Below are 23198 nucleotides of genomic sequence, written 5' to 3' on the forward strand. Positions count from 1 at the left end.
ATGGGATTTCTACTGTGGTGCCTGCCATCCTGGGTACCGCGTTCGTTTCATCGGGCAAGGTGACCCCTTGCTCTGCTCTGGATACTCCCATGACGACTGACGCCCTCGCCACGACCCGCTTCGCGGCCACTGACATCGATGACACCTGTACATCACGTTTTCTGGCCAGTGACAACACGTCCGGTATCTGCCCCGAGGCGATGGCATACATGATGCGAGCCAATCAGGATGATGATCTCGCCTATGGCAACGACCGCTGGACTCAACAGGTGACGGACAGCTTCCGTCAGCTGTTCGAGACCGAGTGCGAGGTATTCTTCGTCTTCAATGGCACGGCGGCGAATTCCCTGTCGCTGGCGCATCTGTGTCAGTCCTATCACAGCGTCATCTGCCATGAACTGGCCCATATCGAGACTGACGAATGCGGAGGGCCGGAGTTCTTCTCCAATGGCTCCAAGCTGCTCAATGCGCCGGGTCCGAATGGCAAGCTGACGCCTGAAGGCATCGAGCGACTGGTCACCAAGCGCAGTGATATCCATTATCCGCGTCCGCGTGTCATCTCGCTGACCCAGTGCACCGAAGTCGGCACCGTCTATAGCCTGGAAGAGCTTCAGGCGATTCGTGAAGTGGCCGACCGTCATGATCTTCAGATCCACATGGACGGCGCGCGCTTTGCCAATGCCTGTGCCTCGCTGGGTGTCTCTCCGGCCGAGCTTACCTGGAAGGCCGGCGTGGACGTGCTGTGCTTCTCCGGTACCAAGAATGGGCTGGCGATGGGGGAGGCGGTGATATTCTTTGATCGCGAGCAGGCCCGTGACTTCGACTATCGCTGCAAGCAGGCCGGTCAGCTTGCCTCCAAGATGCGTTTCATCGCCGCGCCGTGGATGGGGCTGCTCGAGAATGACGTCTGGCTGGACAACGCACGTCATGCCAACACCATGGCGCAGTATCTGGCCGAGCGACTCGAGGCATTGGACGGCATCGAACTGCTGTTTCCCTGTGAGGCCAACAGCGTCTTTGCCAGCTTCCCCGAGCATGTGCTGACGGCGCTGCGTGAGCGTGGCTGGACCTTCTACACCTTCATCGGCGCAGGTGGCGCACGCTTCGTATGTTCCTGGAATACCAGTACGGATCTTCTGGATGCTCTGCTTTCTGATATCCAGAGTGCCCTGTAAGAAAGGGAGCTGAGAGTGACACTCTCGTAGCGTGTGCTGAAAAGTGAAAAAAGCCCATCGGCCATCCGATGGGCTTTTTTTTCATGAAGATTTTTCAGGACGTTGCGACGCGTCCATGCCCTTGCGGGGGTGTGACAAGGTCAGTGATCGCTACGGCCAAGGCTTCTGTCAGCAGTCGCCTCGTGGCCGCCCGCGTCGGCGGTTTCGCATGTCATCGATTCGCCTTCGGGTCGCCATCGAGTCGCTGGCGACACCTCGTGGGGCCGGATATGTGCAAGGACTGGCTGGCGAGACTCGCCGCTCTGTCCCTATTCTGAACGTGTGCTGCAGTGCGACGTGGCAGACATGGTGCCTTTCAGGAGGAGGGGCTTCAACGGCCACGAGGCGAGGCAATTCTTGCGCAACGGTGCGCTCGAGGAGGCGTCACTCCTGCCTCGTTCCAGATCGCGCTTGTCATGCAGGGACGAGGTTGTCCATTCGGGTGGCGAAAGTTCGTTGAATGCGGTGGGTCCATGTATTGGACACTCGCTACCTATATCGATCTATGCTGATAAACACGCCGAGGCAGTCACCTGAGCGCCAGCAGCGCGGGGCATCAAGTGACCTGGTACCACTGTCATCGTACAGGAGTGGCCCCGGCGATGGTCCCAGCGACCCCGAGTCGCGACAAGGAGGCTTCCATGAGCATCTTCGATCACGTGCAGAGCCGCTACGAGCGGGTCCAGCAAGAAGAGATGAGTCTCCAGGAGTACCTGGAGTTATGTCGGCAGGATCGTTCTGCCTACGCCAGCGCTGCCGAGAGAATGCTGGCGGCCATCGGTGAACCGGAGGTCATCGATACCGCCAAGGATCCCAGTCTTTCCCGGATTTTTTCCAACAAGCTGATTCGACGCTACCCCAGCTTCGCTGAGTTCTATGGCATGGAGGAGGCCATCGAGCAGATCGTGTCCTACTTCCGTCATGCGGCTCAGGGGCTTGAGGAGCGCAAGCAGATTCTCTATCTGCTGGGGCCAGTCGGCGGCGGCAAGTCATCGCTGGCCGAACGACTCAAGCTGTTGATGGAGCAGATTCCCTTCTATGCCATCAAGGGGTCACCGGTATACGAGTCGCCGCTGGGGCTGTTCTCGCTGGAAGAGGATGGCGAGGTGCTCGAGAAGGAATATGGCATCCCGCGCCGCTGCATGCGCAGCGCCATGTCGCCCTGGGCGGCCAAGCGTCTCAAGGAATATGGCGGAGATCTCAGTCAGTTCCGTGTCGTCAAGCTCTACCCATCCCGCCTGAACCAGATCGCCATCTCCAAGACGGAGCCGGGCGATGACAACAACCAGGACATTTCCGCGCTGGTCGGCAAGGTCGATATCCGTCAGCTTGAGCTCTATGCCCAGGATGATCCGGATGCCTACAGCTTCTCCGGCGGGCTGTGCAAGGCCAACCAGGGGTTGATGGAATTCGTCGAGATGTTCAAGGCGCCGATCAAGGTGCTTCACCCGCTGCTGACCGCGACTCAGGAAGGCAACTACAACCCCACCGAAGGCATGGGGGCGATTCCCTTCGATGGCGTGGTGCTGGCGCACTCCAATGAGAGCGAGTGGCAGGCCTTCCGCAACAATCGCAACAACGAGGCCTTCCTGGACCGCGTGTTCATCGTCAAGGTGCCCTACTGCCTGCGAGCCTCGGAGGAGGTGAAGATCTACGCCAAGCTGCTGGAGCACTCGTCGCTCAATCATGCGCCCTGTGCGCCCGACACCTTGCGCATGCTGTCCCAGTTCATCGTGCTGTCGCGCCTGCAGGAACCTGAGAACTCCAGTATCTATTCCAAGATGCGCATCTATGATGGCGAGAACCTCAAGGATACCGACCCTCGCGCCAAGTCGATCCAGGAGTACCGTGACAGTGCGGGGGTCGATGAGGGCATGGATGGTCTGTCCACGCGCTTTGCCTTCAAGATCCTCTCCAAGGTCTTCAACTTCGATGCCAGCGAGGTGGCTGCCAACCCGGTGCACCTGCTCTATGTGCTGGAGCAGCGCCTCGAGCAGGAGCAGCTGCCCAAGGAGACCCACGAGCGTTACCTGCGCTTCATTAAGGAGTATCTGGCCCCACGTTATGTCGATTTCATCGGCAAGGAGATCCAGACCGCCTATCTCGAGTCCTACTCCGAGTATGGCCAGAACATCTTCGATCGTTACGTGACCTACGCTGATTTCTGGATTCAGGACCAGGAATACCGTGACCCCGAGACTGGCGAGCTGCTCAATCGTCAGTCGCTCAATGAGGAGCTGGAGAAGATCGAGAAGCCAGCGGGCATCTCCAATCCCAAGGACTTCCGTCATGAAGTGGTCAACTTCGTGCTGCGCGCTCGCGCGCAGAACAACGGGATGAATCCGGGCTGGCAGTCCTACGAGAAGCTGCGTGCGGTGATCGAGAAGAAGATGTTCGCCAATACCGAAGAGTTGCTGCCGGTCATCTCCTTCAATGCCAAGGCATCGGCATCGGATCAGCGCAAGCATGAGGATTTCGTGGCGCGCATGGTGGATCGCGGATATACCGAGAAGCAGGTGCGTCTGCTGTCCGAGTGGTATCTGCGAGTGCGCAAGTCGCAGTAAGCCCTGCCAACTGACGACAGGCCTGCCGGCGGGCGTGATTGCCGCCGGCACTTGCCATCCGGTCTTTCGCTGAACGCGAGGCCGGCAAGGAGGGCGAATGAGTTACTTCATTGATCGACGCAGCAATGCGCGCAACAAGAGTGCGGTGAATCGCCAGCGCTTCATCCGGCGCTACCGCAGCCATATCAAACGGGCGGTGGAGGATGCCGTCAATCGGCGCTCCATCACCGACATGGAGCGTGGCGAGGAAGTCTCCATTCCGACTCGCGATATCTCGGAGCCGGTCTTCCAGCATGGCCAAGGCGGCAAGCGGCGTGTCATCAACCCGGGCAACAAGGAGTTCGTGGAAGGTGATCGCATGCGCCGCCCGAGTGGCGGCGGCGGCGGTGGCGGCAGCGGAGAAGGTCAGGCCTCCAACCAGGGCGAGGGCGAGGATGATTTTGCCTTCACCCTGTCGCGCGAGGAGTTTCTCGAATTCGTGTTCGATGGTCTGGAGCTTCCGCATCTGGAGCGCAAGCAGATCGCGGACATGGATGAAGTACGTCCGGTGCGGGCGGGCATCGCTCGCGATGGCACTCCCGCCAGGATCAATATCGTGCGCTCGATGCGTTCAGCCCAGGCGCGGCGTATCGCCATGCGATCCCCCATCAAGCGGGCGCTGAAGGAGGCCACTGACGCGCTGGAGCTTGAGGAGCGCAAGGATCCGGTGCTGCGCAACAAGGTGCGCATTGCCGAGCTCAAGGCGGAAATCGAGCGTCTTGAAGCGCGCCTCAAGGCGGTGCCGTTTCTCGATACCTATGATCTGCGCTACAACCACCTCATCAATCAGCCGATGCCGTCCAACAAGGCAGTGATGTTCTGCGTGATGGATGTCTCGGGGTCGATGACCCAGGCGCACAAGGATATCGGCAAGCGCTTCTTCCTGTTGCTCTATCTGTTTCTGGAACGCAACTACGAGAAGGTCGAGCTGGTGTTCATTCGCCACCACACCGCCGCCAAGGAGGTGGATGAGGAAGAGTTCTTCTACTCCCGAGAGACCGGCGGCACCATCGTCTCCAGTGCTCTGACCTTGCTGGATGAAGTGATCGAATCCCGCTATCCGGCGGGTGAATGGAATCTCTACGTGGCCCAGGCGTCCGATGGTGACAACTGGGATGACGATTCCACCAATTGTCGCGAGCTGATGATCAAGAAGCTGATGCCGCGTCTGCAATATTACGCCTACGTGGAGATCACCCCGCATGCACACCAGGCATTGTGGGAAGAATATGAGCGAGTCGAAGCCGAATTTCCGGATCGTTTCGCCATGCAGCAGATTGTCGAGGCGGGCGATATCTACCCGGTATTTCGAGAGCTGTTCAAGCGCCGCATCAGCGCCTGATCGCATCATGTGACGCGCCCGGCCATCTGCCGGGCCGGGAGGCCCCATGAGCCAGAGACGTGATAATCGACTGGAAAATCAGCAACCGGCCAGTGGCTCCGATTGGACCTTCGAGCTTCTGGAGCATTTCGAGCACGAGATCGCGCGTATCGCTGCGCAGTATCGGCTGGATATCTACCCCAATCAGATTGAAGTCATCACTTCCGAACAGATGATGGATGCCTATGCCAGCATCGGCATGCCGGTGGGCTATCACCATTGGTCGTTCGGCAAGCAGTTTCTCTCGGTGGAGCAGGCCTATCGGCGCGGACAGATGGGACTGGCCTATGAGCTGGTGATCAATTCCGATCCCTGCATCGCCTATCTCATGGAAGAGAACACCCTGATGATGCAGATTCTGGTCATGGCGCATGCCTGTTATGGCCACAACAGCTTCTTCAAGGGCAATTACCTGTTTCGTGCCTGGACGGATGCCTCGGCGATCATCGATTACCTCGTCTTCGCCCGGAAGTACGTGTCCGAATGCGAGGAGCGCCATGGTGTCGATGCGGTCGAGCAGCTGCTGGACGCCTGTCATGCGCTCCAGAATTATGGCGTCGATCGCTACAAGCGTCCCTCGCCCATCTCGCCGGAAGAGGAGATCCAACGTCAGCAGGAGCGTGAGGCCTATCTGCAGGCTCAGGTGAATGCGCTGTGGACCACCATTCCGCAGGCCGAGGAGGAGGATGAGTTGATCGATGAGGTCAACGACCCACTGGGTCTGCATCGTCGTGGTCGCTACCCGCCGGAGCCTCAGGAGAACCTGCTCTACTTCATCGAGAAGAATGCACCGTTGCTGGAGCCCTGGCAGCGGGAGCTGGTGCGTATCGTGCGCAAGCTGGCGCAATACTTCTACCCGCAGCGCCAGACCCAGGTAATGAACGAAGGCTGGGCATGCTTCTGGCACTACACCATCATGAATCAACTCTATGATGAGCAGCTGATCGGCGAGGGGGTGATTCTCGAGTTCCTGCAGTCGCACACCTCGGTGGTGCAGCAGCCGGGCTTCGATCACCCGCATTACAATGGCATCAACCCCTATGCGCTGGGCTTCGCGATGTTCATGGACATCAAGCGCATCTGCGAGAATCCTGACGACGAGGACCGTGAGTGGTTCCCCGACATCGCCGGCAGTGACTGGTTGGAGACGGTGCATTTCGCAATGCGCAACTTCAAGGACGAGTCCTTCATCCAGCAGTTCCTGTCGCCCAAGGTGATCCGTGATCTTAAGCTGTTCTCGCTGGTGGATGACGACTGTGATGAGCATCTTCTCATCGATGCCATTCACGATAGTCGAGGCTACAAGCGCATTCGAGAGGCGCTGTCGGTGCAATATGCGCTCAGCCATCGCGAGCCGAACATCCAGGTGTGGGCCGCGAATATCCGGGGAGATCGCTCGCTGACGCTGCGCCATGTCCAGGATGATCGTCGCCCGCTGTCACGCAGCGTCTATCCCGTGATGCGCTATCTGCATCAGTTGTGGGGGTTCCCGGTGCATCTCGAATCACTGGAGCAGGATGAGATCGCGCGCCGCTACCAATGGCCGTTGCCGGAGGATGCTTCCGGCTCCACTGCGAGCTGAGGTCTGGTCCCGGTAATACAGCCATGAAAAAGACCGCCTCGGGATTGGTTCCCGAGGCGGTCTTCTCGTATCAGGTCCGAGGCGACACCGGTATCATGCCGGGCGCTTGGTCCAGGACTGGCACCAGCCTTCGGGTGCCACGCTATTGCTGGGGAATAGCTGGCAGCCCTTGTTCTCCGGCTTGTAGAACATGCAGTTGGTGCAGTCGGAGCCGGGCTTGAAGGCGGGGTGATCACTGGCTTCGCTGGCATCTTCCACATAGTGGAGCGCCTTTGCCTGCGGGTTGTCGGTATCCAGTGGGGGCAGGTCGGCGGCAAGGGCGCGCGGCGAGAGCACGGCAGCACCCAATGGCAGGGCGGCAAGCCCCAGCAGGCTGTTGCGCATGAAGTTACGACGGCTTTGATCAGCCATGGTCAGATTCCTTCTCATCGTTGGAGCACAGCCGGTGGGATGTGCTGCGGTCACGGCTCGCCTGTCAGGAGGCGCTTTCATGTCGATCGTTGCAGTGTCACTCGTGCCACGGGCGTCTTGATGAGCGCTCTGTGTGGCGCGGCTGGTCGCAAGCATCCTGGTACGGGAAGATGCAGGTGGCATGCCAGATACTGATCATGCGGTCAGATTCTGCGGTATCCGCCGTCGGGATGATCCCCCTCGTGGATATCTGCTCGCTGATGGTGCATGAAGCAAGTGCTGCCTGCTTATTGTGGCTTGAGTTGGGGCGGCCGTCAGCCTCGCGAACGGAACTCTGGCATGATGGAATGCTACGGTAGAACGTGAATGAAGTTGCTGCGGCTTGCGGGTCGTGACGGAATGACGAGCGCATGCCTTGCCGAGGCAATGGCAACGACAAGAAGGAAATGGCGGGATGCTGGATGTGATGGATGATATTCGCTCGGCCGGTCGCAAGCTGTGGCGAGGGTTTGGCGTCAGCGTGGCATTCGCGCTGGTGGGAGGTGGGCTGTGGTGGTGGCAGGAGCGTGATTACCAGCAGTTCTACGCCTGGCAGGGAGTGCCTGAGGCACGTGAACTTGACTGGAAGACGCTGGCGCGTGGCTTGCGCAGCGATGCCTATCTGGTGGGGTGGTCGGATCTGCGCGCCAACCCGTTATGGGTGACATGGCGTCTCGAGAATACCCAGGGGTCGCGGCTAGGGGAGCGTCCTGACGAGTTCGAGCGCGACTGGCGCTCGCTATGGCCCGTCACGCCGGACAGCTATCGCAACAGTGGCTACGACCGCGGACACCTGGCGCCCAATTACGCCATCGGCAAGATCTACGGGGTCAAGGCCCAGCATCAGACGTTTCGCATGACCAATATCTCGCCACAGACACCGGCGCTCAATCGCAAGCTGTGGCAGCGACTCGAGGCGGCCATCATGGACAGGATTCTGCCGCGGGAAGAGGCGCTGTGGATCACCGCAGGCCCGGTCTTCACGGGAGAGATCGAGCGTCTGCCGAATCTGATCGAGATTCCGGATGGTTTCTACAAGATCATCGTCTCGCCCGGCACTGCTCGGCAGGCGCCTCGCGCCCTGGCGTTTCTCTTTCCTCAGCAGGTAAGAGGGGATGAGCCATTGGATCGCTTTCTGGTCAGCATCGATAGAATCGAATCTCTCACCGGTTTCGATTTCTTCCACGAGTTGCCGGACGATATCGAGCAGCGCCTAGAAGCCTCGGTACGTCGTGATGGATGGCAGGTCGAGAGTTTCAGTCGCATCCCGTCACGCTATTGAGTGTCTGATGACTCTGATGGCGCAGGGGAGGCAATGGGTCGTGCAGAAGGATGCGTCCGGGGATATTCGTCGCGCAGTCGCAGGAAATCCATCCACAGGCCAGGCAGTGGAAGCGGGTGTGGACAAGTCAGCAGGCGTCGGGGGGGCTGTGTTTCTGGGAGCACGCGAAAGACAACGCAGAGCGCTGCAGGTCTGGATAAAGCAATGAAGCTGATAGCAGGGGGAGAGTATCGCGATGTGAGCAGCGGGCGCTGCGAGAAAGTACATCGGATGACAACTTGATGGTGCCCAGAAGAGGACTTGAACCTCCACGTCCATACGGACACTAGCACCTGAAGCTAGCGCGTCTACCAATTCCGCCATCTGGGCATCAAGTTGTGTGCTGAAGTCTCAAGAGCAGAACCTTGCAGCGGAACGATCATGACATCCTTGGTAGTGGATACCATGTTCCCTGTTCGAGTGCGCATCGTGGTGCCCAGAAGAGGACTTGAACCTCCACATCCTTACGGATACTAGCACCTGAAGCTAGCGCGTCTACCAATTCCGCCATCTGGGCGAAGCGCGATACAGGGGTCGTTCATCGTGAGTCTGACGTCCGTGGTGCCCAGGAGAGGACTTGAACCTCCACATCCTTACGGATACTAGCACCTGAAGCTAGCGCGTCTACCAATTCCGCCACCTGGGCAGACATCAGAACTCGTTTTGGTCCAAGGACCCGGATCAGCAGTCCAAGTTGTTGAAACTTGAATGCTTTACCCGTTTTCCGGTATCCATCCTAACGTGTGTCACGTCAACATGAAACCTGAAATTGGTGCCCAGAAGAGGACTTGAACCTCCACGTCCATACGGACACTAGCACCTGAAGCTAGCGCGTCTACCAATTCCGCCATCTGGGCAAGTGGTGCCGAATAATACGGATCTTCTGAGGGAATGCAAGAGGTTTCTGTTTTATTTGTGACGTCAGGGGCTGCATGACGCATTTCGGTCGTCTGCCTTGCTGGCCGGAACTTCGAGATGGTGCAAGCTTTGGAAGACCCGATGGAAAAACAAGCGCTTGGCAAAGCCATGAAAGAAAGCCATGAAATGAGGCCTCCTGCATCACTCTGACGAGCTTCCGGGAGTCGGAAGGTTGGGGAATGGTTGGGTCGGCCCAATGGTAGGGGCTATAATGCGCGCATGAGAGACAACCAGTCATTCCGTGCCGCGCCCGCTGCCCGTCTCGAATTCATCGTCAAGGAATCCTGATTAATGACCCAATGGACGCTCAGCGACGACCCGCACGCGGAACGCGAAGCCCATAAGTACGACAAGCCCATCCCCAGTCGCGAGTATCTTCTCGACAAGCTGGAAGAGTATGGCAAGCCCATTACCCACGAGAACATGAGCCGCATGCTCGGTTTCGAGGACGACGAGCAGCAGGAAGCCGTGCGCCGTCGCCTCAATGCCATGGAGCGTGATGGCCAGGTGCTGCGCAATCGTCGTGGTGCCTATGCACTGATCGACAAGCTGGACCTGATCCGTGGCCGTATCGTCGGCCATCGCGATGGTTTCGGTTTCCTGGCGCGCGAAGATGGCGTCAAGCCGGATCTTGCCGTGCCGCCGCGCCAGATGCGTCGCGTCTTCCATGGTGATCAGGTGCTGGCGCGCGTCAGCGGCCGTGATCGCCGTGGTCGTGATGAAGTCACCATCGTCGAGGTGCTGGCTCACAATACCCAGACGCTCGTCGGCATCTATCGCCAATCCGAGCCGGACTTCGGGGTACTGATTCCGGAGAATTCGCGCATCGCGCAGGAAGTGATCATCCCCAACCGTGTGGCCAATGGTGCCAAGGACGGTCAGGTGGTGTCCGTGCGCATTACCCAGCAGCCCGCGACACGCGTGCAGCCGGTGGGGGAAGTGGTCGAGGTGCTCGGTGAGCGCATGGACCCGGGCATGGAGATCGACATCGCGATCCGCTCGCATGACATCCCCAGCGAATTCCCGCCGGAAGTCGAGGATCAGATCTCGACCATCTCCGCCGAAGTGCTGGAAGAGGACAAGAAGGGGCGTATCGACCTGCGCGAGACGCCACTGGTCACCATCGATGGCGAAGACGCGAAGGACTTCGATGACGCCGTCTGCGCCTGGCAGGACGACAACGGCAACTGGAAGCTGCTGGTCGCCATCGCCGATGTATCGCATTACGTGCGTGGCGGCAGCCCGCTGGATCAGGAAGGCTACGTGCGCGGCAACTCGGTCTATTTCCCGGGTCAGGTCGTGCCGATGCTGCCGGAGCTGCTCTCCAATGGTCTGTGCTCGCTAAACCCGCATGTCGATCGTCTGACGCTGGTCTGTGAGCTGACCATTTCCGCCGCCGATGGCGAGATGCTCGACTACCGCTTCTTCGAAGCCGTGATCCGTTCCCATGCGCGCCTGACCTACGAGAAGGTCGGCACCATGCTGACGGACCCGGAAAGTGAGGAAGGTCAGGCACTGTGTCAGCAGTACAATGAACTGCTGCCGTCGCTGCACAACCTGCACGCGCTGTACGGTGTGCTGCGCAAGGCGCGCGACAAGCGTGGTGCCATCGACTTCGAGACCACCGAGACGCAGATCCTGTTCAACGATGAGCGCAAGATCGAACAGATCGTGCCGCGTACGCGCAATGACGCGCACAAGCTCATCGAGGAATGCATGCTGGCGGCCAACGTCGCCACGGCGCGCTTCCTGGACCTGCACGATCTGCCGGCCCTCTATCGTGTCCACAAGCAGCCGGCACCTGAGCGTCTCAACAACCTGCGCGCCTTCCTGGGTGAGCTGGGTCTGACGCTGGAAGGTGGCGATGAGCCACAGCCGAAGGACTTCCAGGCACTGCGTGCCTCGATCGCCGAGCGCCCGGACCTCGACATCATCCAGACCGTGATGCTGCGCAGCATGACCCAGGCGGTCTACTCGCCGCAGAACGAAGGTCACTTCGGTCTGGCCTACGATGCCTACGCCCACTTCACCTCGCCGATCCGTCGTTATCCCGATCTGCTGGTGCACCGTGCGATCCGTTCCGTCATCCGTGGTCCGCGCAAGACCGACACCGTGCTGCGCGCCGAAGATGCCGTGACCGAGCGTCCGACCAAATGGTGCCCGTACACCTTCGAGCAGATGCTCGAGCTGGGTGAGCACTGCTCGATGACCGAGCGCCGCGCCGATGAGGCGACGCGTGACGTCAACGACTGGCTTAAGTGCGAGTTCATGAAGGACAAGGTCGGTGAAGTGCTGGAGGGTACCGTCGCGGCGGTCACCCAGTTCGGCCTGTTCGTGCGTCTGGATGCCTACTACGTCGAAGGTCTGCTGCACATCTCCTCGCTGCCGTCCGACTACTACCACTACGAGGCCGAGAAGCATCGTCTCAAGGGTGAGCGTGCCGGCGTCAGCTATGGTCTCGGCGATGGCGTCACCGTCCAGGTGGCTCGCGTCGACATGGATGAGCGCAAGATCGACTTCATGCTCAGTGACCCGACGCCGCGTCCCAAGCGCAAGCCGCGCAAGGCACGCAGCAGCGAGCGTGATGCTGACAAGCCCGCAAGCGGCAAGAGCGGTGCAGCCTCCGGCAAGGAATCTGCCCCTAAGGGTCGTCCCGGCAAGCGTGAGCGCGAGCGCCTCAAGTCCCTGACGGACGAAGTCAGTCAGGAAGGCCAGGGTGGCGGTACGGACGGAGCGTCCGAGACGCCTGCGCAGGAGAGTCCTGCCCGCAAGCCGCGCAGCGAGCGTGATGAGCGTTCCGGTCGCGGCGAGCGCAAGCCCTCCACCGGCAATGAGCGTCCGTCCGCGCCTGAGTCTCCGGCAGCGGCGCGCCCGGCGGTGCCGAGCGGTCCGGAATCTGCTGACAGTCCGTTCGCGGCAGTCGCGCCGATGGGTGCCGCTGGCAAGGATGATCCGTCGCGCAAGCGCGGCTCCCGCTCTCGCGGGCGTCGCGGCAACGGCCGCAGCTGACCGCCGGCAAGATTCACCGCGCAGCATTCATCAGCCCCGGCCATGGTCGGGGCTGATGCGTTGCACGGCCGTGAGTTCGCAGGATTTCATGGCTGTCGCCATGGCGACAGCTCAGTTTCCGTCCAAGTGACAGGGCCCTGTCAGGGCCATCAGGCAGGAAGGCACTATGAGTCAGGACAAGGGGCGCAAGCCCGGCCGCGGCAAGCCCGCCGGCGAGCGCGGTAGCCATTCTCGAAGTGAGCACTCTCGAGGCGAGCACTCAAGGGGGGAGCGTGGTGGCGCTCAGCGCCAGGAACGTGGCGGGGCCCGCAGAGGTGGCGCTCGCACTGGCGCACCGAAGATCCCCGGTGGCCTGGAAGCCGTCTATGGTGTGCACGCCGTGGAAGCCTTGCTGGCACGCGGCCGCGCGCCGAGCGAGCTGTGGGTGCAGGCAGGCGAGGCCGAGCTGCGTCTGAACGAGATCGTCGAGCAGGCGCGTGCCGCCGGTTCACGCGTCACCTTGAAGGCGCGTGAGGAGCTGGATGCGCTGTCCACCGGCGGTGGTGCCCATCAGGGGCTGGTCGCTCTGTGCGCGCCGCTCGCCACCGAGAACGAGACTGGCCTCAAGCTGCGCCTCGATGGCTGGTCCCATGAGGAAGCGCCGCTGTTTCTGGTGCTGGATTCGGTCACGGATCCGCACAACCTCGGGGCCTGTCTGCGCAGCGCCGATGCCGCCGGTGCCCATGGTGTCATCGTGCCCAAGGACAAGTCCGCCTCCCTGAACGCGACCGTGCGCAAGGTCGCCTGTGGGGCAGCGGAAGTGGTGCCGGTCTATCAGGTCACCAACCTGGCCCGCACGCTGGATGCCATGAAGGAAGCCGGTGTCTGGGTGCTGGGTACGGCTGGCGAAGCCGAGGCCATGGCCTTCGAGGCCGATTTCACCGGGCCGGTGGCCATCGTGATGGGCGCTGAGGGCAAGGGCATGCGTCGCCTGACGCGCGAGCACTGCGACAGCCTGATTAAGCTGCCGATGGCGGGCAGTGTCTCGAGTCTGAATGTCTCGGTCGCGGCCGGTATCTGCCTGTTTGAAGCCGTTCGTCAGCGCCGCAACGGCTGACAGCGAGAATGGGGGTGTCAGGGCATGAGGCGTGCCTCGCGACGTGTCGCTTGCCAAGCCCTTGACACCTCTCTACAATACTGCGGTTCTGTGAAGTGCAGTCTGCAGTGAATGCGCGGCATGGGGGCACCTGTCCTCGCCCGCGCGCGTTGTACGTGGCTTTCGAGCCCGAATGACACAACCGTAGTAATCACTCCACTCCTTGCTTCCCGGCCCGAGACGCGCCGTGGAGGCTGTCAAACCGAAAGGAGCCAAGCCATGCGTCACTACGAGATCGTGTTCATGGTCCACCCGGATCAGAGCGAACAGGTTCCGGCCATGATCGAGCGTTACACCTCCATCGTGACCGAAGCCGGCGGTACTGTGCATCGTCTGGAAGATTGGGGTCGCCGTCACCTGGCCTACCCGATCAACAAGATCCACAAGGCCCACTACGTGCTGATGAACGTCGAAACTACCGGTGAAGTGGTCGAGGAACTCGAGACCATCTTCCGTTTCAACGACGCCGTCATCCGTAACCTGGTTGTGCGTGCAAAGGAAGCGGCCATCGAGCCGTCTCCGATGATGAAGCCGGCTGAAGAGAAGCGTCCGCGTCGCGAAGACAAGCGTGACGAAGCCGAAACTCAAGACGCTAACTGATACCGCACCCCCAGGAGGTCATTGCAATGGCACGTTTTTTCCGTCGTCGCAAGTTCTGCCGCTTCACCGCTGAAGGCGTGAAGCAGATCGACTACAAGGACATCGAAGTCCTGAAGTCTTACATCACCGAGACCGGCAAGATCGTCCCGAGCCGCATCACCGGCACCAAGGCGCGTTATCAGCGTCAGCTGGCGACTGCCATCAAGCGTGCGCGCTACCTGGCACTGCTGCCGTACAGCGACAGCCACCAGTAAGGCGACACCATGATGCTGGCATTGGCACGTTGGGCCATGCGCGGACCGTTGCAGTGCATCGCGATTGCACTGCTGACGGGTCTTCTGCCCTGGTTCTTCTGGTTCAGTGCCTCCATCAGTGCGCTGGTCACGCTTCGGCGTGGCCTTGCGCCAGCCGCACCCGTGTTCATCGCCGCTGCCATTCCGGCAGGCTGGTGGTGGACACAAGGCGATCCGGTGCCATTGGCGACCGTGTTGCTGGTCACGTTGATGGCAACCCTGCTGCGTGCTCGCATGCGATGGGGGGAGGCGCTGATTGGCGCCAGCCTGACAGCGGCAATGATGGTGCAGTCCGGGATATTCCTGCCACCAGGCGGGGCTGGTCCACTGCTTGAGAGCATTCGTCAGAATGCCCCTGAGCTTGATGCACGCTTGAGCGACTTTGCCGCTCAAGGTGTGCCGACTGAACAGCTCGCAGGGTTGGTCATCGGCGGTATTACCGGGTTGGTGGTCCTGCTGGCCGCCACGGCCTGTCTGGCCCTGGCGCGCAGCTGGCAGTCCGGGCTCTACAATCCGGGGGGATTTCGTCACGAGTTTCATGCCTTCCGGCTGAGCCCGCGAGAAATCCTGATACTGGCAGCCTGCGGCATCATCGGGGTCTTCCTCGATGTGCCTGCAGTGCTCCTGCTGATCTGGATACCGTTGTTCGTGGCCGGCATTGCCCTGGTGCATGGCTATATCGGGTTAAAGGGGATGAGCGGGTTATGGTTGGTCGGCGTCTACTTTCTGCTGCTGACGACCTGGCCCACGATTCTGATTTTGCTGCTGCTGGCTCTTGTTGACGTCTTTGCGGATCTTCGCGCACGTCTTGCTGGCAGTCATCGATAAGAGGTTTACGAGATGCAAGTCATTCTGCTCGACAAGATTGGCAAGCTGGGCAACCTGGGTGACCAGGTGTCCGTCAAGGCTGGTTTCGGTCGCAATTATCTGCTGCCGTACGGTCTGGCTGTTCCGGCCACTGCCGAAAACCAGGCGGCTTTCGAAGCTCAGCGCGCTGAGCTGGAAGCACAGGTTGCAGAGCGCAAGGCCGAAGCTGAAGCGCGTGCCGCTCAGCTGAACGAAATCGAACTGTCCCTGGTCGCCAAGGCTGGCGAAGAAGGCAAGCTGTTCGGTTCCATCGGTCCGCGTGATCTGGCCGAAGCCATCGCCCAGTCCGGCATCGACATCGCCAAGAGCGAAGTCCGCATGCCGGAAGGCCCGCTGCGCAACACTGGCGAATACGACATCGTGCTGCAGCTGCACGCTGAAGTGACTGCCACTGTTCGTGTGGTCGTGGTCGGCGAGTAATCGCTGATCCGTGGTGGCTGCCCGGTGATCCGGCGCTGCCACCACAGGTGGTACTCGAACCGCCCTCGCATCCTGGATGCGGGGGCGGTTTTTTTGTGTCTGGCGTTTCTTTGTCGGGCGTGACAGGGAAAATCCTCTGCACGCGGGCAGGGCGATGACAGGCAAAATCCGGTAGAATGCCTGCCCCCGTGAGGTAGAGCATCATGTGCGGTCGCGATGGTTGGCAGGCTCGCGGCGATGCACGAAAATGGAGGTTCCCGCGGGCGTGTCAGTCATCAGCAGGAGTCAGCCAGGCATGAGCGAGATGCAGGATCAGGATCGCGAGACGGCGGCGCTCAAGGTGCCCCCCAATTCGCTGGAGGCCGAGCAATCGGTCCTCGGCGGTTTGATGCTGGACAACAGCGCCTGGGACACGGTGTCCGAGCGACTGGTGGCCGACGACTTCTATCGCTACGAGCATCGTCTGGTCTACAACGCCATGTCCCAGCTGGTGGGCAGCAGCCGGCCGCTGGATGTGGTCACGTTGTCCGAGTTGCTGGAAAGCCGTGACCAGCTGGAGTCGGTCGGCGGGCTTGCGACCCTCGCCGAGCTTGCGCGCAATACGCCCTCGGCCAGCAACATCAAGGCCTATGCCGACATCGTTCGCGAGCGCGCGACGCTGCGCAAGCTGATCCAGGCGGCCAACCAGATCGCCGAGAGCTCCTTCAGCCCTCAGGGGCGAGACGCCGACGAGCTGGTCAACGAGGCCGAGCGTCTGGTGTTCCAGATCAGCGAATCACGCCCCAAGAGCGGCGGCCCCAAGGGCATGAGTCAGCTGTTGACCGGCGCGGTGGACCGCATCGATGAGCTGTTCAATCTCAAGGGCCAGATGACCGGCCTCTCGACCGGCTTCCGGGACCTGGATGACATGACCTCCGGTCTGCAGCCATCGGACCTGGTGATCATCGCGGGGCGCCCCTCGATGGGCAAGACCACCTTCGCCATGAACCTGGTCGAGCATGCCGTGGTCTCCGGCGACAAGCCGGTGGCCGTGTTCTCGATGGAGATGCCGGCCGAGTCGCTGATGCTGCGCATGATCTCCTCGCTGGGCCGCATCGATCAGACCAAGGTGCGTACCGGTCAGCTGGATGACGAGGATTGGCCGCGGCTGACCTCGGCGGTCAACCTGCTCAAGGACAAGCAGCTGTTCGTCGATGACACGGCGGCCCTGTCGCCCAACGAGATGCGCTCACGCTGTCGCCGCATGGCGCGCGAACACGGCGGCATCGGCCTGATCATGATCGATTACCTGCAATTGATGCAGGTGCCGGGGCTGTCCGAGAACCGTACTGCCGAGATCTCCGAGATCTCGCGCTCGCTCAAGGGTCTGGCCAAGGAATTCGCTTGCCCGGTGGTGGCGCTCTCGCAGCTGAACCGCTCGCTTGAGCAGCGTCCCAACAAGCGCCCCGTGATGTCGGATCTGCGTGAATCCGGCGCCATCGAGCAGGACGCCGATGTCATCGCCTTCGTCTACCGTGATGAGGTCTATAACAAGGACAATCCCGACAACAAGGGCTTGGCCGAGCTGATCATCGGCAAGCAGCGTAACGGCCCCATCGGCACCGTTCACATGGCCTTCATCGGCAAGTACACCCGTTTCGAGGACCTGGCGCCAGACAGTTATGGCCAGGCCTTCGCTGAATGACGTGATGCGCATGCGCATCAAACATGTACCCGGGCGGCGGCAGCGACGTCGCCCCGCAAGACCCGCACTGACGGGGAGGAGATAGCATGGCAGGTGGATTTGGGCGCGGACGCGCACGCACTCCCAAGCTTCAGGGACGCGGTACGCTGGAGAGCCTTGAGCGCGAAGGGCCTTTCAAGGAATGGCTGGGCATGCCGGATCTCTATCGCTTCACGCTGGTCGTGGAGGGCGAGAGCTACAGCTATCAGACCGAAGACAGTGAAGTGCCGGTCGTCGCGGGCGACATGGTGGTCTTCCGTTACAAGGAAACCAAGGCCGGCAAGTGGATCGACCGCAATTCCCTCGGCAAGGCCATCGACCCCAACTCGCTGTAAGGCGTCCACCTCCGGCGTGGCATGAGCGTATTGGCCAGCCGCGACCGGGCAGGCTCGTCGCAAGGCATCCTTGCATGGCAGCACCGCGGTGATGTGCCCGACCCTTCGCTGACACATCACCGCCCCATGTCATTTTCCTGTCATATCAGCATGCTTTGATTCTGGCATGCTGCCATCCCCGCATCCCGCTTTAGCTGAGGCATCCACTCCCGAATCCGGCCAGGCGCTGGAGGCGTTGCTGCGTCTTCGCCAGTTGCGGATGCATTTCCAGCCCATCGTGGCGGCAGATGGCCGTGAGGTCTTCGCCTACGAGGCACTCGCGCGAGCTGCTGCAGGATGCAGCTTGCGCTCACCGATGGCGATGTTCGAGGCGGCTCGCCAGCATCGGCGCCTCGCCGAGCTGGACGGCCTCTGTCGTGAACTGGCGCTTGAGCAATGGGCCGAGCAGGGCCTGAGTGAGCGCCTGTTCCTGAACGTGTCGCCGGAGGTGCTGCTGGACAGTGCGCATTCTCGGGGACTGACACGTCACCTCCTGCATCGCCATGGGCTGCATCCGCATCAGGTCGTCATCGAGTTGACTGAGCAGACCCCGGGGCTGGACCCGGCACTGATGCGTGAGGCCGTCTGCCATTACCAGTCGATGGGCTTCGCCATCGCGCTGGATGACCTCGGTGAAGGGTACGCCAGCCTCAAGCTGTGGTCGGCGGTTCAGCCTGACTTCGTCAAGATCGACCGACACTTCATCAGCGGTATTCATCAGGATTCACTCAAGCGGCGTTTCGTGCGCTCGATCATCGACATCGCCCACGGCAGTGGCAGTCAGGTGATCGCGGAAGGCATCGAGCAGGAAGGCGAGATGGAATGCGTGTCTCAGCTTGGGGCCGAGTATCTGCAAGGCTGGCTGTTTGCGAGCGCCGAGGTGGACCCTGCTGGCCAGCGTGCCGGTCTCGAGCAGCGCCTGCATCGTCTGAGTCGCCGCCGGCATGCCGCGCCTCTGGCACTCGGTGCCGGCAGCCTGCTGCGGCAGGTGGCGCCGGTACTGCAGGATACCTGTCTCGAGGAGGTGGCCGAGCGTCTGCATGCCGAGCCGGAATTGATGGCGCTGGCAGTGGTGGACGCGCAGCAGCGGCCGGTCGGCATGATCATCCGCCATCGACTGCTGGGATTGCTGAATCAGCGCTTCGGACCGGAGCTGCATGGACGACGAGCGATCCATGAGGTCATGCAGACCCATTCACTGCGTGTCGAGGAAGATGAGCCGCTCGAGCGTCTGTCGGCCAAGCTGCTCGGGCGCCGGGACATTCATCGTGACGAGGATTTCATCATCATGCGAGGGGGATGCTATCGCGGCCTTGGGCGTCCTCTGGATCTGCTGCGTATCCTCGCGGAACGTCAGCTGGCGGTTCGTGCTCAGTGTCCGTGAGCCTCTCCGGGTCGGCGGCCTTGAACATGACGTCATCCAATCGTCATGGTGGTGCCGTGCAATCGTCATCGTCTCCCCGCAAGCTGGCGTGAAGCCTTGACGCCACCTTCACGATGATGGATACCTCAGACAACAGAGGTCCAGGAGCCGACACCATGTCCAGAATTGCCGCTGCCTTAACACCTGCTGGCCTGCTGGTCAGCAACCTGAATGCGCTGATCGCCGAGTATCCGGCACTGGAGGCGCGTGTGATCAGTCATGCCGCCAGCCGCTTCTATCAGGTCCAGCTGGTACTGGAAGCGGGTGCCGATGAAGACGATGAGCGCAGTGAACTGTTGATGAAGCGTGGCAAGCCGATGCTGTTCCGCTCGCTGGAGGATGTCTACTGCGAGCTCAGGCGCGCCGGTCTGTCACGCGCCTGGCTGGTATCGCAGGTGGCCAACGACGAGATGATCGGCCGACCGCCTCAGTACCATCAACCGTTGAGCTCGCGCATCCCCTTGAGCTTCTGAGTCAGCGTCTCCTCTGGGGGACCCAGCGGCCGATACGCTCACGGTGGCGGGCAAAGACCCGATAGCCGACATCCAGTATCGGACGCAGCACCGGCAGCAATGACAGCCTCACCAGGCGCCGATAGCCGAGTACCGCATAGAGGGCTCGGCTGGCGTCCATGCCGACATACCATTCCCCGCGCGCATCCTGCACGTGCAGGCGCCCCATCATCGTCTCGAAGCTCAGCCCCAGAGCATCTGGGGAAAAGTCCTTTGCACGAATGTCGACCGTCCTGACCCGTTCCCGCCTCGGGTGTCTCGCCAGCCAGGCGACCTCGCGCTGGCACAGGGGGCACTTGCCATCGTGATAGAGCGTGACCGGTGCACTGGCCTGCCAGATGCGACTCATGAGGATTCCTTGTCGGTCGTGGAACTGGAGGGCGCGGGATGGTAACCCGCGCGATGGGCACCGCTGCCATAGTCAGCGGCGCTGTCGAGTCGGGCGAGAAAGGCCTCGGCCTGTTGCAGCAATGCTTCGCGCTTTTCGTCCTTCATGCGTCGCCAGCTGCCATAGACCAGCGACATGCGCGGGTTGCGTGACAGTGATTCGCGATGGCGTTCGATGAAGTGCCAATAGAGACTGTTGAAGGGGCAGGCATGCGTGCCGGTGACCTTCTTCGGCGAGTACTGGCACCTGTCGCAGTGATTGGACATGCGATCGATGTACTTGCCCGAGGCACAATAGGGTTTGGAGCCCATCAGGCCGCCATCGGCGTGCAGCACCATGCCCAGGGTATTGGGCAGCTCCACCCACTCGCAGGCATCGACGTAGACCGCCAGATACCAGTCGCACAGCGCCTCGGGCTTCACGCCGCACAGCAGGGCGAAATTGCCGGTGACCATCAGGCGGCGGATATGGTGGGCATAGGCATGATCACGCGTACTGAGGATGGCTTGATCCACACAGCGCATGCCGCTGTCGCCGCGCCAGAAGACCTCCGGTAGACCCCGTGTCGCATTCAGGCGATTCTCCTGCTTGTAGCCGGGCATGCGTGTCCAGTAGATCCCACGCACATACTCTCGCCAACCGAGAATCTGCCGGATGAAGCCCTCGGCGGAGTTGACCGGTACCTCGCCACGTCGCCAGGCATCATCGACGGCAGCGCAGACTTCGTGGGGACTCAGAAGCCCGATATTGAGCGCCGCGGAAAGCCGGGAGTGGAACAGGAAGGGGTCACTGTCATCGATGGCATCCTGATGGTGGCCGAAGTCTGCCAGGCAGTGCGCGAGGAAGTGAGCGAGATCGTCGAGCGCCTGGGCGCGGGTCACAGCCCAGTTGAAGTTGTCCAGATTGCCGAAATGACGCAGCTCGCCCTCGGCTCCCTCGCCGAAGCGGGTGTCCACCAGCGTCAGCACTTCGCGCGTCAGCGCATCCTGGCGGTGGTCATGCTGCGGTGGTGGCGGTGACTGGAAGTCGGCGGGAATCGGTTCGCGATTGTCATGATCATGATTGAACTTGCCGCCGGCGGGCTCGCTGCCTTCCATCAACAGATCCGTGTCACGGCGCTGTTCACGGTAGAAGTATTCCATGCGCAATTGCTTGCGTCCGTCGGCCCAGGCCGCGAACTGTGCCGGTGTGGTGAAGAAGCGGTGATCTTCCAGCACCACCCAGGGAACCTCGCCTTTCTCGCGGCGCGCGAGGAAGGCCTCCAGCAGTCGCCATTCCCCAGGGCGAGTCACCAGAATGCCGTCACATTGATGGAGCGCGGCCAGCCGCTCGGCTTCCAGGATCAGCGATTGACGATTGTCCGGGTCATCCAGGCGGCTTTCATGCACCTGCCAGCCGCAGTCGCGCAACTCCTGTGCGTGATGGCGCATCGCGGCCAGCATCATCGCGATCTTGTGCGGATGGTGTGGCACGTAGCGGCCTTCCTCCTCGACCTCGCAGAAGGCGATCAGACTCTCGGCAGGTGCCTGCTTGAGGCTCGCAAGCTCGTGACTGAGCTGGTCACCGAGAATCAGCACCAGCGGGCGCGCGAAGTCGTGACGGGTGGCAAGTTGCAGAGTGGAGGTTTCGGGCACACTGACTCCTGCGGCGGGGCGCAAGCACGGCTTGCGTCAGGTTGTGACAATAATTGTCGTAAAGCTGTACAAATCGTGATGATAGTATAACTTCATCCCTCACGCACAGGGCGAGCTGGTAACATGGCTGCGCTGTCGGTGAGGGTGGCTGGTTGCCGCTTCACCCCTTTTCTTGCCCCTTGTCAGGAGTTCATCGCCCATGAGCACCCCGCGTTTCGGCGTCATGCTGGTCAATCTCGGCACCCCTGAAGCCCCGACACCCAAGGCGGTGCGTCGCTACCTCGCGGAGTTTCTCGGTGATGTACGCGTGATCGACCTGCCGCGTCTGCTCTGGCTGCCGATCCTGCATGGCCTGGTGCTGACGACTCGCCCCAAGAAGGTCGCCGAGGCCTATGCCTCGGTGTGGACGGAAGACGGCTCGCCGCTGATGGCCATCGGCAAGCGTCAGCGTGCCGCGCTGGAGGCGCGTCTGGCCGAATCGCTGGGCGAGGAGATTCCGGTAGAGCTTGCGATGACCTACGGCAAGCCGACCATGGAAGAGGTGGGGCGCAAGCTGGCCAGTCGTGGGGCAGATCGCATCCTGGTGCTGCCGCTCTATCCGCAGTTCTCGCGGACCACGACTGCCGCGGTGTTCGATCGCCTGGCGCGCGCGCTCAAGCCGTGTCCGCACCTGCCGGAACTGCGCTTCGTGCGTGACTACCATGATCATCCCGACTACATCGCCGCGCTGGCCGCCAGTGTCCGTGAACACTGGGAAAAGGCAGGGCATCGCGGCAAGCGTCTGTTGATGAGCTATCACGGCATCCCCAAGCGCTATGCGACGGCGGGCGACCCCTACCCACGCCAGTGCGAGCGCACCAGCCAGCTGCTGGCCGAGGCGTTGGGGCTTGGGGACGATGAGTGGGCGATGACCTACCAGTCACGCTTCGGCAAGGCCGAGTGGCTCAAGCCGTATACCGATGAGACGCTCAAGGCCTGGGGGGCTGAAGGTCTGGAAAGCGTCGACGTCATCTCGCCGGCCTTCGCGGCCGACTGTCTCGAGACGCTGGAGGAGCTGGAAGAGGAGAATCGCGGCTACTTCACTGAGTCCGGCGGGGGCGAGTTCCGCTACATTCCGGCGCTCAATGACCGTCGTGAGCATATCGATCTGCTAGAGGCACTGTGCCGCCAGCATGCTCAGGGCTGGTGACGAGCAGGGGCAGGCATGAGGCCCGCCTGAATGATCTGAGCACCGCAGTCCGTGTGACAGATGCGCAGTGAAACGCTGGAAAGACAGCGCCCCCACCAGTCTCCTGGCGGGGGCGCTTTGCGTTGGTCTGCCGTCTCGCCTCGCGAGAGGAGCGGGGCCGAC

At 61.4% G+C, this 23198-nt stretch carries 19 protein-coding genes and 4 tRNA genes; 16 read left to right on the forward strand and 7 right to left on the reverse strand.

All coding sequences use genetic code 11. The features are described 5' to 3' along the window. Window positions 1-134 precede the first annotated feature (134 nt). The 4 genes from ACZYGA_RS09290 (at window position 135) to ACZYGA_RS09305 (ending at window position 6780) form a co-directional block, all read left to right on the forward strand. On the forward strand, window positions 135-1175 hold the full coding sequence (locus ACZYGA_RS09290) for a threonine aldolase family protein (RefSeq protein WP_103751481.1): 1041 nt from the start codon (window positions 135-137) through the stop codon (window positions 1173-1175). Window positions 1176-1855: 680 nt separating this feature from the next. Then, the gene (locus tag ACZYGA_RS09295; RefSeq protein WP_077378796.1) at window positions 1856-3778 is read left to right on the forward strand and encodes a PrkA family serine protein kinase; all 1923 of its coding nucleotides are present in this window, start codon (window positions 1856-1858) and stop codon (window positions 3776-3778) included. Between the two features lie 97 nt (window positions 3779-3875). Then, window positions 3876-5159 carry a YeaH/YhbH family protein gene (locus ACZYGA_RS09300; protein ID WP_084209411.1) on the forward strand — a complete coding sequence of 428 codons (1284 nt, stop codon included), beginning with the start codon at window positions 3876-3878 and terminating at the stop codon, window positions 5157-5159. 46 nt (window positions 5160-5205) lie between these two features. Then, window positions 5206-6780, forward strand: a complete 1575-nt coding sequence (locus tag ACZYGA_RS09305; protein ID WP_479398991.1) for a SpoVR family protein — start codon at window positions 5206-5208, stop codon at window positions 6778-6780. A gap of 93 nt (window positions 6781-6873) precedes the next feature. On the opposite strand, the gene ACZYGA_RS09310 is transcribed toward ACZYGA_RS09305, so the two are convergent. Continuing rightward, on the reverse strand, window positions 6874-7191 hold the full coding sequence (locus tag ACZYGA_RS09310) for a high-potential iron-sulfur protein (RefSeq protein ID WP_077378804.1): 318 nt from the start codon (window positions 7189-7191) through the stop codon (window positions 6874-6876). A gap of 454 nt (window positions 7192-7645) precedes the next feature. Here ACZYGA_RS09310 and ACZYGA_RS09315 point away from each other — a divergent pair, with 454 nt between their 5' ends. Beyond that, window positions 7646-8512 carry a DNA/RNA non-specific endonuclease gene (locus ACZYGA_RS09315; protein WP_255304467.1) on the forward strand — a complete coding sequence of 289 codons (867 nt, stop codon included), beginning with the start codon at window positions 7646-7648 and terminating at the stop codon, window positions 8510-8512. A gap of 282 nt (window positions 8513-8794) precedes the next feature. Here ACZYGA_RS09315 and ACZYGA_RS09320 read toward each other — a convergent pair. From ACZYGA_RS09320 to ACZYGA_RS09335, 4 genes are all read right to left on the reverse strand, one after another. Beyond that, window positions 8795-8881 (reverse strand) — tRNA-Leu (locus ACZYGA_RS09320). A 100-nt stretch (window positions 8882-8981) separates the two neighbouring features. Beyond that, window positions 8982-9068, reverse strand: a tRNA-Leu gene (locus tag ACZYGA_RS09325). A gap of 42 nt (window positions 9069-9110) precedes the next feature. After that, window positions 9111-9197: transfer RNA gene (locus ACZYGA_RS09330), tRNA-Leu, on the reverse strand. Window positions 9198-9321: 124 nt separating this feature from the next. Beyond that, window positions 9322-9408 (reverse strand) — tRNA-Leu (locus tag ACZYGA_RS09335). Between the two features lie 352 nt (window positions 9409-9760). Between ACZYGA_RS09335 and rnr the strand changes: the two genes are divergently transcribed. From rnr to ACZYGA_RS09385, 10 genes are all read left to right on the forward strand, one after another. After that, entirely contained in the window at window positions 9761-12478 is a 2718-nt protein-coding gene (gene rnr / locus ACZYGA_RS09340) for a ribonuclease R (protein ID WP_479398993.1), read from the forward strand. 340 nt (window positions 12479-12818) lie between these two features. After that, window positions 12819-13574 (forward strand): 23S rRNA (guanosine(2251)-2'-O)-methyltransferase RlmB, encoded by a 756-nt coding sequence (rlmB, locus tag ACZYGA_RS09345; protein WP_240704295.1) that lies wholly within the window; start codon window positions 12819-12821, stop codon window positions 13572-13574. A gap of 258 nt (window positions 13575-13832) precedes the next feature. Continuing rightward, complete coding sequence (gene rpsF, locus ACZYGA_RS09350; RefSeq protein ID WP_065392636.1) at window positions 13833-14213, forward strand: 30S ribosomal protein S6; 381 nt, start codon at window positions 13833-13835, stop codon at window positions 14211-14213. A gap of 26 nt (window positions 14214-14239) precedes the next feature. After that, window positions 14240-14467 (forward strand): 30S ribosomal protein S18, encoded by a 228-nt coding sequence (gene rpsR, locus ACZYGA_RS09355; RefSeq protein ID WP_024952281.1) that lies wholly within the window; start codon window positions 14240-14242, stop codon window positions 14465-14467. A gap of 12 nt (window positions 14468-14479) precedes the next feature. After that, a complete protein-coding gene (locus ACZYGA_RS09360; RefSeq protein ID WP_136939159.1) occupies window positions 14480-15334 on the forward strand; it encodes a hypothetical protein in 855 nt (284 codons plus the stop codon). A gap of 12 nt (window positions 15335-15346) precedes the next feature. Continuing rightward, window positions 15347-15793, forward strand: a complete 447-nt coding sequence (gene rplI / locus ACZYGA_RS09365) for a 50S ribosomal protein L9 (RefSeq protein ID WP_065392637.1) — start codon at window positions 15347-15349, stop codon at window positions 15791-15793. 304 nt (window positions 15794-16097) lie between these two features. Further along, entirely contained in the window at window positions 16098-17477 is a 1380-nt protein-coding gene (gene dnaB, locus ACZYGA_RS09370) for a replicative DNA helicase (protein WP_077379359.1), read from the forward strand. Between the two features lie 86 nt (window positions 17478-17563). Then, the gene (locus ACZYGA_RS09375; RefSeq protein ID WP_043334752.1) at window positions 17564-17851 is read left to right on the forward strand and encodes a hypothetical protein; all 288 of its coding nucleotides are present in this window, start codon (window positions 17564-17566) and stop codon (window positions 17849-17851) included. Between the two features lie 166 nt (window positions 17852-18017). After that, complete coding sequence (locus ACZYGA_RS09380) at window positions 18018-19274, forward strand: EAL domain-containing protein (protein WP_341541705.1); 1257 nt, start codon at window positions 18018-18020, stop codon at window positions 19272-19274. A gap of 155 nt (window positions 19275-19429) precedes the next feature. Further along, window positions 19430-19786, forward strand: a complete 357-nt coding sequence (locus ACZYGA_RS09385; RefSeq protein WP_479398995.1) for a DUF6482 family protein — start codon at window positions 19430-19432, stop codon at window positions 19784-19786. 1 nt (window position 19787) lies between these two features. Here the strand turns inward: ACZYGA_RS09385 and ACZYGA_RS09390 are convergent, their stop codons facing one another. Together ACZYGA_RS09390 and ACZYGA_RS09395 are read right to left on the reverse strand one after the other, a co-directional pair. Beyond that, window positions 19788-20174, reverse strand: a complete 387-nt coding sequence (locus ACZYGA_RS09390; RefSeq protein WP_479398997.1) for a thiol-disulfide oxidoreductase DCC family protein — start codon at window positions 20172-20174, stop codon at window positions 19788-19790. Then, window positions 20171-21847 carry a cryptochrome/photolyase family protein gene (locus ACZYGA_RS09395; RefSeq protein WP_479398999.1) on the reverse strand — a complete coding sequence of 559 codons (1677 nt, stop codon included), beginning with the start codon at window positions 21845-21847 and terminating at the stop codon, window positions 20171-20173. Before ACZYGA_RS09395 ends, ACZYGA_RS09390 begins: the two co-directional genes overlap by 4 nt. Window positions 21848-22046: 199 nt before the next feature. On the opposite strand from ACZYGA_RS09395, the gene hemH reads away from it, so the two are divergent. Further along, a complete protein-coding gene (gene hemH, locus ACZYGA_RS09400; RefSeq protein ID WP_077378824.1) occupies window positions 22047-23036 on the forward strand; it encodes a ferrochelatase in 990 nt (329 codons plus the stop codon). Window positions 23037-23198 lie beyond the last annotated feature (162 nt).

The organism is Cobetia sp. BL01 (assembly GCF_056493605.1).

Coding starts and splice junctions, on each gene's coding strand:
- ACZYGA_RS09295 (WP_077378796.1), top strand. CDS start 1,856: ATGAGCATCTTCGATCACGTGCAGAGCCGCTACGAGCGGGTCCAGCAA.
- ACZYGA_RS09300 (WP_084209411.1), top strand. CDS start 3,876: ATGAGTTACTTCATTGATCGACGCAGCAATGCGCGCAACAAGAGTGCG.
- ACZYGA_RS09305 (WP_479398991.1), top strand. CDS start 5,206: ATGAGCCAGAGACGTGATAATCGACTGGAAAATCAGCAACCGGCCAGT.
- ACZYGA_RS09310 (WP_077378804.1), bottom strand. CDS start 7,191: ATGGCTGATCAAAGCCGTCGTAACTTCATGCGCAACAGCCTGCTGGGG.
- ACZYGA_RS09315 (WP_255304467.1), top strand. CDS start 7,646: ATGCTGGATGTGATGGATGATATTCGCTCGGCCGGTCGCAAGCTGTGG.
- rnr (WP_479398993.1), top strand. CDS start 9,761: ATGACCCAATGGACGCTCAGCGACGACCCGCACGCGGAACGCGAAGCC.
- rpsF (WP_065392636.1), top strand. CDS start 13,833: ATGCGTCACTACGAGATCGTGTTCATGGTCCACCCGGATCAGAGCGAA.
- rpsR (WP_024952281.1), top strand. CDS start 14,240: ATGGCACGTTTTTTCCGTCGTCGCAAGTTCTGCCGCTTCACCGCTGAA.
- ACZYGA_RS09360 (WP_136939159.1), top strand. CDS start 14,480: ATGCTGGCATTGGCACGTTGGGCCATGCGCGGACCGTTGCAGTGCATC.
- rplI (WP_065392637.1), top strand. CDS start 15,347: ATGCAAGTCATTCTGCTCGACAAGATTGGCAAGCTGGGCAACCTGGGT.
- dnaB (WP_077379359.1), top strand. CDS start 16,098: ATGCAGGATCAGGATCGCGAGACGGCGGCGCTCAAGGTGCCCCCCAAT.
- ACZYGA_RS09375 (WP_043334752.1), top strand. CDS start 17,564: ATGGCAGGTGGATTTGGGCGCGGACGCGCACGCACTCCCAAGCTTCAG.
- ACZYGA_RS09380 (WP_341541705.1), top strand. CDS start 18,018: ATGCTGCCATCCCCGCATCCCGCTTTAGCTGAGGCATCCACTCCCGAA.
- ACZYGA_RS09385 (WP_479398995.1), top strand. CDS start 19,430: ATGTCCAGAATTGCCGCTGCCTTAACACCTGCTGGCCTGCTGGTCAGC.
- ACZYGA_RS09390 (WP_479398997.1), bottom strand. CDS start 20,174: ATGAGTCGCATCTGGCAGGCCAGTGCACCGGTCACGCTCTATCACGAT.
- hemH (WP_077378824.1), top strand. CDS start 22,047: ATGAGCACCCCGCGTTTCGGCGTCATGCTGGTCAATCTCGGCACCCCT.